This is a genomic window from Sutcliffiella sp. FSL R7-0096, assembly GCF_038595065.1.
Taxonomy (GTDB): domain Bacteria; phylum Bacillota; class Bacilli; order Bacillales; family Bacillaceae_I; genus Sutcliffiella_A.
This window is the reverse complement of the sequence record NZ_CP152003.1, coordinates 774233-787087: the sequence shown is the minus strand read 5'-3', so window position 1 is coordinate 787087 and position 12855 is coordinate 774233. Positions and strand designations below refer to the sequence as shown.

Annotated in this window: 3 protein-coding genes; 1 reads left to right on the top strand and 2 read right to left on the bottom strand. The window is 38.8% G+C overall.

What is annotated here, in order from left to right; genetic code table 11:
• The first annotated feature begins 282 nt into the window (after positions 1-282).
• On the top strand, positions 283-4350 hold the full coding sequence (locus tag MKY77_RS04155; protein WP_339149030.1) for a S8 family serine peptidase: 4068 nt from the start codon (positions 283-285) through the stop codon (positions 4348-4350).
• A 130-nt stretch (positions 4351-4480) separates the two neighbouring features.
• Here MKY77_RS04155 and MKY77_RS04150 read toward each other — a convergent pair whose 3' ends face one another.
• Both MKY77_RS04150 and MKY77_RS04145 read right to left on the bottom strand, forming a co-directional pair.
• The gene (locus MKY77_RS04150; RefSeq protein WP_339149029.1) at positions 4481-8512 is read right to left on the bottom strand and encodes a S8 family serine peptidase; all 4032 of its coding nucleotides are present in this window, start codon (positions 8510-8512) and stop codon (positions 4481-4483) included.
• 225 nt (positions 8513-8737) lie between these two features.
• Complete coding sequence (locus MKY77_RS04145) at positions 8738-12850, bottom strand: S8 family serine peptidase (RefSeq protein WP_339149028.1); 4113 nt, start codon at positions 12848-12850, stop codon at positions 8738-8740.
• Positions 12851-12855: the final 5 nt, after the last annotated feature.

Genomic DNA, 12855 nt, shown 5'->3' with positions numbered 1-12855 from the left:
TATCAGCAAAACTACTAATGCATAGTTGAATGGAGTCGCCTATTTTAAATTATACAACTTGGGAAAAACAAACAGTTCTAATGAACTATATCGTTAAAACGCCAGCTTAAAAAATCCTGAAAATCTCTATAAACATTACGATTTAACTAGGACATAAGCTTCGTTGTTGCTGCCCGTACTCTCCTATGTTACCCCCATACATTCTTCAATTCACATGTGAGATTATTAAATTTATTAAGAAGATTATGATTTCTTAATAATATTGAAGAAGGAGTGTATCACTTGGACAAAAGTAAGTTATTTAAAAGTGTCACTGTAGTCGGATTGTCATTAAGTATGCTTTTCAGTACTATATCTTATTCTCCTGAAAGGGTATCTGGGGAATCACTAGGAAAAATAAGCTCTTCTAGCATGGAAATACTAAACAATCTTACAGACGCACAAAGAAAAGCCATGAAGTATTTAGAATTAAACGATAAAACTGGGCTGCAATTGCCTCCTGCAGTTAACTTGGACACTGATGAAGAGATCTCTGTTATCTTAGAATTTCATCAAAAGCCAGCTAAGGTTGCACAACTAATAGCAAGTTTGAAGGGGGAAGAAGTAGCAGAATCAAAAGCCAAAAGCAATATTAACCATGAACAGAAGAAATTCAAAGAAGAGTTAAGTGGCATTTTCAAAGACAGTGGGAAAAGTGACTCTTATTCCATTAAACATCAATACTCAGAAATATTTAACGGAATGGCGATTACATTGCCTGCTAACAAGATAAAAACAGTAATGCAAACCGGGGCCGTAAAAACTATTTGGGGAAATGAAACAATCAGCATTAATCCACCAGATTTAAGTGAAGTGGCTAATCTCGGAATTACTACTAAAATGGCAGACAGCAACCCCCACCTAGGAATTGACCGACTGCATGAAGAAGGTTTGACCGGAAAAGGGATAAAAATTGGCGTAATCGATACTGGAATAGATTATAATCATCCTGACTTAAGAAATGCCTACAAAGGTGGATATGACTTTGTAGATAACGATTCGGATCCAATGGAAACAACTTACGAAAATTGGAAATCCACTTACAAACCAGAATTTTCAGGGGGAAGTTCATATTATACCAATCATGGTACACATGTCTCTGGAATTATTGCTGGTCAAGGTTCCAATAATAGTGATTATGCAACGAAGGGAGTGGCTCCAGATGTAGACATTTATGCATATAGAGTACTCGGTCCATATGGTAGCGGTGCAACGGAAAATGTGTTAAAAGGAATTGATCAAGCGGTCGAAGATGGGATGGACATCATAAACCTGTCTTTAGGTGCTTCCATTAATGATCCATATTTCCCGACTAGTGTCGCCGTTAACAATGCAGTCCTTAGTGGAGTAACAGCCATTGTAGCAGCGGGAAATTCAGGGGATGCAGCCTATACTCTCGGCTCGCCAGCTTCTTCAGCACTAGCATTGACGGTTGGGGCAAGTGATACTCCCTTGGAAATCCTTACATACGAAGGGAAGTTATACTCACAACCTATTAATCTACAATTACTAGGAAAACACTATAGTGATAAAGCAGAAGACTTTAAAGGTCAGACACTACCAATCACAGAAGTTGGGTTAGGAAGATCAGAGGATTATTCTGGGAAAGATGTCAAGGATAAGATTGTTCTTGTTAGACGTGGAGAGATTTCATTAAATGACAAAATTAAACATGCAAAACTAAACGAGGCTAAAGCCATCTTTATGTACAACAATGAAGAGGACGGGCATATCCCTTACTTCCTGGGTGAAAATAAAGACTTCATTCCAACATTCAGTTTAACAAAAAAAGATGGAGAAATATTACTGGAAGAAATGGAACTTTTAGAGGAATTTATTTTCGAAAAACTTGGCACCGTTCAAACCGAGGGAGATCGTTTAGCTGACTTCAGTTCACGAGGACCTTCAAAATTTAATTATGATATTAAGCCTGAGGTTATTGCACCTGGAGTTGGTATTCAATCCACAGTTCCATCCTACATGGTAAACCCCGAAAATGGGGATAACTATGAATATGCGTATCAACGATTATCAGGCACATCCATGGCCGCTCCTCAAGTAGCTGGAATTGCCGCTCTCTTGTTGGAATCCAATCAGGATTTACAACCCGAGGACATAAAAACAATTCTGATGAACACGGCCGATCCGTTAAATGGGGATTACAGCGTATTTGAAGTTGGGGCGGGACGAGTCGACCCGTATGAAGCAGTTCATTCCACCATGCTATTCCAGGTGATCGATGAAACAACAAACATATCTGATGGAGATAGTATTATCATTGATGAAAAGACTGGCTCCATCAGCTTTGGCCTACAATACAACGATGGAAAACACATTCGCGATCAACGCACAATAGAAGTGAGTAATCATGGCACAGATAAGAAATCGTTTGTGGGAAAAGTTGAATTTACAAATCAATCGCTAGATGCAAAAAAGAACGGTGTACAAGTTCAATTTGATAAGAAAATTTCCATTAATCCTGGAAAATCTAAAAAAACCAATGCGTTTGTCCTGATTCCCAAAACAGCAGAATCAGGGTTTTATGAAGGATATATCTCTTATGAGAATATAAACGACTCAAATGAAGCCTTTCAAGTCCCATTCTCCATCCGTGTTGCAGAAGAAGGGTTTGACTTTTTGACATTTGATAAACAAGTCCTAACTACCAATCCAGGAGGCTCCTATTTTGGTTCATTTCCTGTTGCTACCTTCAGTTTCCAGCTTAACTCTAACGTAGAGCAAGTGGATGTAGTTTTAGCAGATGGAAAAACAGGTGAAGATATTGGTTATGTTGGATATTTCAATGGAAGTGACTTACAAATCGGTGTCCCTTACGGTTTATATGGTTATGAAGGAAATTATTATCCATTTACTGGAGATGAGGACTATCCAGTTCATTTAAAGGAAACCTTCGCAGAACAAGGACACTATAAGTTGAAATTTATTGCTACCAATGAAAGCGGCAAAACGTTTACGGAAGTAGATGACATATTTGTCGATAATAATAAACCAGAATTTAAAACAAGTATTGATGATCAGCTCGTTTATGAATTTTCTGAAGGACAAAAAACCTATCCTGTAAGTGGAACATTAATTGACAATGAAGTAGGGGATATTCAAGAAGCAGGTATCGATATTAGTCAGGCAGATAATTTCATTTATGAATATTTGTACTCGATGTTACCTGATTATCGTATATTCCCAGAAGAAGATGGCACTTTTGAAATGGAAGTCCCACTTGTTAGACCAACAAATAATATAGCAAGCTTGGATGCCCTAGATGCTGCGACGAACAAAACGGTGAAAAGAACCTATAATTTTGTTCCCGAAAGTACTTCCTATATGACAGGAGTCTACAGTAAAAGGTCCGCGAAACCTGGAGACATTGTTACGTTTACGATGACTGCCAATAATGTTAGACAATTAAAAGAAGCAAAATTCACGTTGTATTTCATTGATTCAATGGAAATTCTCGATATCAAGGAAAATGATGCATTATCCAATTACGATGTGGACCTACAAACTGATTTGACTATTGGCTCCACCTCCAATGCAAAAGTGGATCTTATCCTGACTGGAGATCAAGAAATCACAGGTGAGATGCCATTGTTAGATGTTACATTTAGCGTAACAGATAAGAGATGGACTGACTTCGCAGGATTTAACTTTACAAGCAATCGATACATTGACACAAATGGAGACACCATTACAGCACAAGGATATATAGAAGGACTGAAAATGCTGAATCAAACAGGTGTCATCAGTGGTGGCTTTGTTGGGCAAGGATTCTTAAAACCGGATACATCCGTTGATTTTTCCCGAGACTATACAAAAGTTGGTGCTTCCGTTGAACTGATAAGTCCGGACGGAACCAAATCTACAGCTGACATTAACACAAGAGCAGGTTTCAGCTTCCATAACATACCGATAAATGCCGAGCCATATACGTTAAAGGTGAATATTCCCGGTCACTTCCCTTATATTAAAGATATCATGGTGAATAAAGAGGAAGATGGAGAAATTACAGGATCTTTAACTTCCATTACTGCGTTTACGTATGCAGGTGATGTGAATCAAGACGATGTGATTGATATTTTTGATGTTCTATATTTAAAAGAAAATTGGCAGTCAAGTGATCGCTCTGCAGATATTAATTTAGATGGCATTGTCGATGAGAAGGATTGGAGTTATATTGAAGCGAACTACCTAATGAGAAATCACACTTTAGATGAATTAAAGGATGTTGTTCTGAAACATCAAGGCATGACCCTTGAGAAAGTAAAAAAGGAATTAGGGATTACTAATCCGTAACCCAAGTCAAAAAAAAACGCAAGGCTCCTAATAAAAAGGATGATCTCTGTAATGAACAGAGGTCATCTTTTTTAAATTTCCATTGCTATTTAAAACATCCCCCCACATAAGCATCGTGGGGGGATATCTCTTAATTTAAACCCTCTAATATATCATCTATTGTTCTTCCGTTCTCGACTTCTGTAGGTTCTCTGGAAGCTTCTCCAGTCGGATTTTTTAGTAAATAATTCTTTTGGATGAAGCTCATATCTTTGTGATCCACTACACCATCAAAGTTGATATCTGCGTTCCTGTCGTTAGATCCCCAATGTTCTTCGAGATAGATAGCATCCAAAATATCGATGACGCCATCCTTATTCACATCTCCTGCAAGTGCCCCGAGAAAATTCAAGAATTTTTGCTCTCCTAAGTGACTATGTTCTCTACCGATAGTAAAACTTTTTATAACAGTAAAGTGTCCTGGTATATCAAGAAGAAGGAACATTTTTTCCTGAGTGGAGGGTAATCCTAGAACACTGAATTTAGCATCATCTTTGATTTCGGCAGGATATTCGTTACCTTCGGCGTCCAATACACGAATATTCGCCCCTAATGCAAAATAGTCGATATGTGTGGAGCGTAAATTTCCAAACCCATCCCTTTCATATACAGCTTCTCCATTAATATTCCCCTGCAATTCAGAGTAGCTTGACCAAACTTTAACTGGTGGTGAAATAGAAGAAACGGATACCTTTGAGTTATCTGCTTTTGTCAATGATACCGAGTTTGCGGTAAGTGAGAAATAATCACTTACAAACGCATCATCCTTAATAGTTACATTAACGTTTAATAAGGTAGTTACGTCTTCTAGGTTAGATTCTGTCGTCGTTAATGTGATTAAGGTGCCATTATCTGATTCAGTAGTTTCAAGATGAACCTTCTCCTTCCAGTCCTCCACTACAGATATTTCCTTGATATCTATCACATTTTTATTATATTGGTAGGAAAAGCTTAGCTCCTTCCACGGAGCAAGATTATTTGTACGGAATGCAAATTCCATGCTATCTCCTGACAAGATTTCTTTTTGCGTTGGAATACTAGCAACGTATGGCGCTCCTTTTCTTACAAAGTGGTAGTCTTTTTGTATAGAAGCAATTCCTGCTCGGTCTCTTCCTAGGATACTTAAGTTCATTACATTTAAATGACGAGGAAAAGAAGCATTGATGGCAAATCCACCATCATCATCCAAAGGGATATTTTGCCAAAAACTGCCACTACCCTTATATCTTACCGAGTTATTTCCTTGATTTACATCAATGCCTGTTGTCTTAGCTGATTCAATTTGATTATCATGAATGCTGCCTTCCAATAAATAAGTAGTTTTTTCTTGCTCCACTTCAATAATTTCTGTTTCTACATCCATTTCTAGCGTTGGCATTTCTTTATCAATAATAAATGGCATATTTACCAAAAGCTCTTCCCCATCATCCTTAGTAAAAACAAATTTTAAATAATACGACCCTGGAGTTGCTTCAATCGTTTCATAAGTAATCGGTGAGTTAGGGTCATTGGTAAAAGCGTAATATTCCCCATTGGAGAAGGTGTAGAATGAATACGGCTTTTCCACTTGGAGAAAAGTTCCGTCAATGCTTCCTACAAAACCTAATTCATCCCCAGTATTAGCGTCCGTTAAATATACATCGATATCTCTCATATGTGAATAGAGGGAAAACTTTGCGTTCATGGCATTTGGACCACCACTATAGTTTTCTCTAATGGTTGATAAGGTGTCATTCGCCGTTAAGTACTCTATACCATCTTTCGAGAGCCTAAATGCGAAAGGAACTTGGTAGCTATTTGATTCATCTTCTACATTAGTGAAGGTAATTGTGCCTTCATAAACTCCTTCTTCCGCCGTCTTTGGTATAGTTAAGAATATATTATTTGTTGCTTGTTTTTTAGCTGCAATACTAACTGATTTCTTTGTATTCACTTTTACTCCATTTTTTGCTCCATCCTTCGAACCGCGAATTCCTACATGAAATTGTGAATCAATAGTAAAAGTCACTTTTTTATCTAGATGATTAGTAAGGGTAATACTTGCATTCTCTCGATGATGTGAATCATTAGTGATAAGGGTCCCCAAAGCTAAAGCACCTGTTACGGATGGAACCCACTTTTTCTCGCCATCTATAAATGTCTCAGTTTTATCCATCACTTTAATGGTCACTGAAGCAGTTTCTGCCTTCCAAGCATTGACTCTACCAGCCCCGATATCAAAGACGCTGTTCGAACCATTAATTGGCTCCGCTGAGTTCATTAAAAGTGCTTTGATATCTCCAGGAGTTAGAGAAGGGTTTGCTTCTAACAACAAAGCAGCAATCCCTGCGACATAAGGGGTTGCCATTGATGTGCCAGATAATTTCGCATATGCCGATGAATAATTCTTTTCTTTCCCACCATAGTAATGTGGTACAGTGGATAATATATTCCCGCCAGGCGCAACAATTTCTGGTTTTATATCATACGTAAGTCTTGCTGGTCCACGTGAACTGAAAGAAGACAGCGTATCATCCTGAACAACCACAGTGGGAACTAATTTAGTAAAAGTAAAAGTCATATCATCTATTGCTAGAATTTGTTTAATTTTATCTCCTTGCACCCCTCGCAAATGATAGGTAGGTACAAAGTTTTCATTTTCGCGATATACAACCCCATTATAATTCCCATACCCTGGCGTATAACTGAACACTACTGCTGCACCATGTTCTTTAGCAATCGCAATTTTCTCATCTGTACGAATAGAACCCGTTTTAATCAAGACTATTTTTCCATTTACATCTATATTTTCATAATCGCTTTGCAGTCCATTCCCAGCATCTATTACCTCGAAAGCTTTTCCTTCTAATGATCTCGGTGAATTCTCCATTCCAGCAGTTGCATATCGAACTTCGCTCGACTCTTTGCCTTCCTCATATAAGAATTCTCCTTCAAAGTCTGGATATGCCACCATCGTGTCAGTAGACCCAACGGTAATATTCAAAGCCGAAGCAGCAGGAGATCCGATCGAATATAACGCGGAACCAGTATTCCCTGCTGCGGAAATAGTCGTGACGCCAGCGAGTACAGCATTATTAAGTGCCACTGAAAAGGGTGATAGCGGATCATTTATGTTATTCCCTAACGATAAATTGATAATATCCATTTCTGCTCGAACAGAATATTCAATCCCTGCTAATATATCTTCCATCGTCCCTGTCCCATATGGCCCTAAAACACGATAAGCATACAATTCCACCCCAGGTGCTACACCTAATACGGATAAAGGCGAGTCATTTTCATTTTGACCTGCTATGATTCCGGCAACATGTGTACCATGGGAAGTATAATAGGCGTTAGAACCGAGAGATTCTGGGAGGCCCGATTCAAGCCAATCTGAATAGGTAGCCTCCATTGGATCATCATCTTCATCAACGAAGTCATACCCGCCACGATATACATCCTGTAAATCTGGGTGATGATAGTCTATACCCGTATCTAGTACAGCAACTTTTATACCTTTGCCTGTTAGCCCTTTTTCATGTAATTTGTTTACTCCTGTCAATTCAAGTGGATGCTTCCCGTCATACGCTTGTTGTACCATTTTCTCCTTGTTTTCAGGTAATTCTAATTGAATTGTTTCGTTTTCCCAAATGTTTTTTATCGCTTTTGATTTTATTAGTTTTGGTATATCAGAAGCTGGTAGGTTAACGGTGACCCCATTAAATGCTTCTTTGTAGCTTTGTGTAACTTCTCCGTCGATATTTAATTCTAATAATTCTTTCGCAAAAATTTGGTGATCTTTCTCCACTAACTGCTGCTGTTCCTCAATGGAGGCTGTTTCCCCCTCTGCTTCTCTTATAGCTACTGCTGTTTTTGGAGTGAAATGGTTGAATTCCACAATAATAGAGATTTCTTCATCACTGGAATAATCAATGTCACCAGGAAGGTTCACTTCTGAAGTTACCGAAGCCGTTAAGTCATTAATGGCCCTTCTTTTTTCTGCTGATAGTGATGTCATCGCATCCTTTATCCCTATATCTCCCTCTGCTACAACTGTGTTAGGATTCGAAATAGCTGGTGTAATACTACTTATTAATAATGCACCAACCAACATCAATCCTAAGATGTTTTTCCTTTTCAAACGCCTCTCCCCCAACTTGATAGTACTGATTACCTCAGTCATTACTAGTAATTCGTGAAAATGTGAAAGTTCCCTATTGGGGGAAATTTTTAGGTAAAAAGTATGAAGAGGGGATTAATGATAATTAAACCGAGCTGAAAAGTTTTAAATGATTTTCCGCACAATAAAAACCACACCCGAATTTCATCGTGGATGTGGTATAAATTTTATTAAATTCTTACTTTCTTATTGCATATTTAGCTCGTTTAAGATCTTTTCTAACGTTTGTCCTTTATAATTTTTCTTAGGTTTTGGCGCATTTTGGATGGTCGGATTTTGCATGGAGTAGTTGTTTACTACAAATGCCATATCCTTTTCATCTACAATGCCGTCATAGTTAATATCGGCTTCGCGTTTATTAGTACCCCAATGCGTTTGGATGTACACTGCGTCCATGACATCGATGACATCATCTTTATTAACATCCCCACCGATCGCAGGTTTGTATGGCAGATATTTTTTTTGGCTGGTTACTTTGCCATCATCATGGAATCCAACGGTGATTGCATTGTGCACAGTAAAGTGGCCAGGGACATTGAGCTCGAATTGGAATTCTTCATCTGGTAAAGGTAAATTTGAAATCTGATAACCTGTTGACGGAGATGTTAAAAACCCTCCTTGATACACCTTGTCGTCCTTACCTGTTACCTGAACTTTGACACCGGCCTTCTTGTAATCATTTGAATTTGGTGTTCCACTCGGATTCATAAATGCTTCTGCAGCAACAGGACCGTAAACCATTGAATACGTTGCCTTGACAAAGATCATCGGATTTGCACTCAATGCTTCCTTCTTTTCATTACTCGTATCAGTGTAAGAGGCAGTCAAATAATTGGCATAGAATAAAGGAGCCTGAGAATAGTTTGCGGCCTTCATCTTGAACTCTATATTCGCTAGTGAGAGGTCACCAGACACTGCCGGGAGTCCCTCCTTTGTTGATACTGTAACTGTCAATTTGTTGTAATCTCCAAAATGTTTTACATCCTCAACTTTTACATCCACTGAACCACTGGTACTGCTGTGCGGCGTTACAGTCGGTTCAGCCAAGGTTGTATTATACTGCAACGAATACACAGCTTCTTTTACATTGTTTACATTATCTAGGGTTAATGTCGTTTGGACAGACTCTCCCATATTTGCAGATATTTTTTCAGCCTGCATATTTGCATGCGGTTCGCCTTCACGGATAATGTAGATCATTCTACTATTATTCCATGTTTGATTGGAGGCAGCATCTCTCCCGTAAAACCAAAGTTGCATTGGCCTTGTTTGATTGATTGGAATATCAACAGAGAAAGTGCCATCTTCATTCACAGGAATCTGTATAGGTCGGCCACCAAGCTGATCATGATAAAACATTTCGTTACTTCCTTGTGAAACATCAAATCCTGCGGCCTTCATATCTTCCGTTTCTTTATCGAAAATAGAACCCGTCACGTTTATCGTAGTTTCTTCAGGGGTGTACTCATATACATCCTCTTTTATATTAAGATCAAGTTCCGGTGCGATACTCTCTATATAAATGGTAGATTCTTTAGAGAAAGTTTTTCCTGAATCATTCGTGCCTACGAATTTCAATTTGTAAGATCCTTGCTTGGCTAATTTCGGGTTATAAGCGACTGGCTTGTCCGCATCACCAGTAAATGGATAGTAATATCCTTCAAATACATGCTTAATCCCAAGATCGACTTTTTCATTCATCAACATACCATCATATGTTCCAATAAATCCTAATTCTTCGTTTGTTTTTCCATCCACTAAAAACACATCGAGTGTACGCATATGGGATGTTAAATTCAAATATACATCTGTGTATCGTCTTGCCGCATTATAATCTTTCGTAGTGGTAATTGCTTTATTAAGTATTTCTACAAACTCGATTCCTTCCTTTGTCGTGCGGATAGCAAACGGAACTTGGTATGATTCTTCCGGATTTACTTGGTTTGTATAGGTAATATAGCCTTCATACGTTCCTAGCGCTGCCGTTTTGGGAATCGTAATGAACACATTCGTCTTCTTTTTCCCATTTCCATTCACTTTTACTTTCTTATCTGTGGAAATCTGAACACCGTTAGCTTCTGCGTCGTTTGATGTTCGATAATCGTTTTGAAATCGCCCTTTCAACACTTGAAACTCTATACCTACATCAAATGTTTTTGCTTGTTTACTATTGTTGTAGATAGTAAGGGAACGTTGATCTGTCACATTGGTTCCATCCGGTGCAAAGGTTCCAAAGCTGATTGCCCCCGTTTTATCTTTCACCATCTTATAATTGCCTTTATTATCTAATTTCCCTTGTGTTTCATCGTTTACTTCGATTCGGCTTTGAGAATGAATTGCTTCGTACGGATCCACTACACCTGCTCCCACTTCATAAACGCTATATTCACCGTTTAGTGGATCTGCCGTGTTCATCAATACTTGCTTCACTTGTTCAGGAGTGAAATCTGGGTTCGCTTGTAATAATAATGCCGCTACCCCAGCCACATTCGGGCTTGCCATCGATGTTCCTGATAGTCTTTTATAGGCATATTGATAGTTTCCGATTTGATCTTCCCCATGCATATACGAAGGTACTGTAGAGAAAACAGATACGCCTGGTGCAACTACTTCCGGCTTGATATCATATGTCGTACGAGCCGGTCCACGTGAACTAAAGGATGCAAGCTTGTTTCCTTCGCTGATCACTTGCCCAATTTCATCAAAGGAGAATTCCAAAGTGCCAGTTGCTTTTTGTTTCAACATCGTTCCTTGTTCATAGGATAGAGAAAATGTCGGAATCATTCCGTACCCTTCTCCTAAATAAGATGGAATGAATCCTTCTCCTTGGATGTTATTAGCCATCAATACTGCTTTTGCTCCGTGTTTTTGCGCTTCTTTAATCTTGGCATCCAATGTGAGAATTCCTCTGTCGATTAGGACAATCTTCCCCTTCACATCTTTGTTGTTAAAATCAGAAGCAGACCCATATCCAGCGTATATAATTGGAAGACTCTGACCCTTTAGCTCTTCTACTTTATCATCTAGACTTTTTGCCAGAAGTTTAAGATCTGCGGTTACATCTTCCAATGAACCTTTAGATGTTTCAATCGTTTCTGGTGTATCGCTTGCTCCAACTGTAATAGCTAAAGCAGCAGTACCTGGGGACCCTAGTGTGTACATATTGTCTCCGCTGTTCCCTGCAGCAACAACTGACGTCACTCCCGCCAGCACCGCATTGTTTAATGCCATACTAGTGACATAGAGAGGATCATTGTAGGATCTGCCAAGTGATAGATTGATTACATCCATTCCATCTACAACAGCCCGGTCAATTGCTGCTAATATAGCTTCCGTGGTACCAGAACCATATTGTCCTAATACACGATACGCATAAATATCCGCTTCCGGTGCTACACCAGTCACGGCGTAATCTGCATTATTTTTACCTTGACCTGCAATGATACCCGCTACATGGGTTCCATGTTGCGTATAATAAGTGGAACCTGTCAAAGGATTAATTTCTGCATACCCCGATTTTTTCCAATCCTCATATGTTGTCTCCATCGGGTCATTATCGTTATCAACAAAATCATAACCGCCTTTATAAGCATCCTTTAAATCAGGATGATTATAATCAATTCCTGAATCGATAACCCCTATCTTAATTCCTTTACCTGTTAATCCTTCGTGGTGCAATTGATCCACACCAGGGAATGTCAATCGTTTGGCTTCTGTCGTTTCATCAGATGTTTTTTGTTCAACAGGAGGATCTACTTGCACTGTTTCATTACTCCAAACGGCTTTTACTACCTTGGACTGCAATAATGCCTCCACTTTATTAGAAGGTAATTCCATAGATACCCCGTTAAGAGAGTGCTTATACGATCTTTTAATCTTATAGATATCTTTTTTCTTTTTTACATCTTCTTGATATATGCTCTGTAAGTCTTTCTTGAACGTCTCATGAGCAGCATCGGCCTTTTGCTCTGCCTCAGCTAACGACACTTTTTTTCCTTTTGCGGCCTCTTCTACTACTGCCGTCTTAGCAGGCTTGTCCTTGAATTCAACGATAACGGAAACTTTATCATCGCTCTCCAAATTCACTTCAGACGTTAATTGCAAACCAGACTGATCGCTGATTTGTAATTTATTCAACGCTTCACGTTGGGACGGTGTGAGATTTGTCAAAACCTGATTAATACTTGTAGATGTTTCGGCATGGACATTATACGAGTTGGAAACCGGTACCATAGCACTGAACAAAAGGCCTGTTGCCAATGTCAAGGTTGTGGCCTTCTTGAAAACTCTCTTTTTCATTTTTC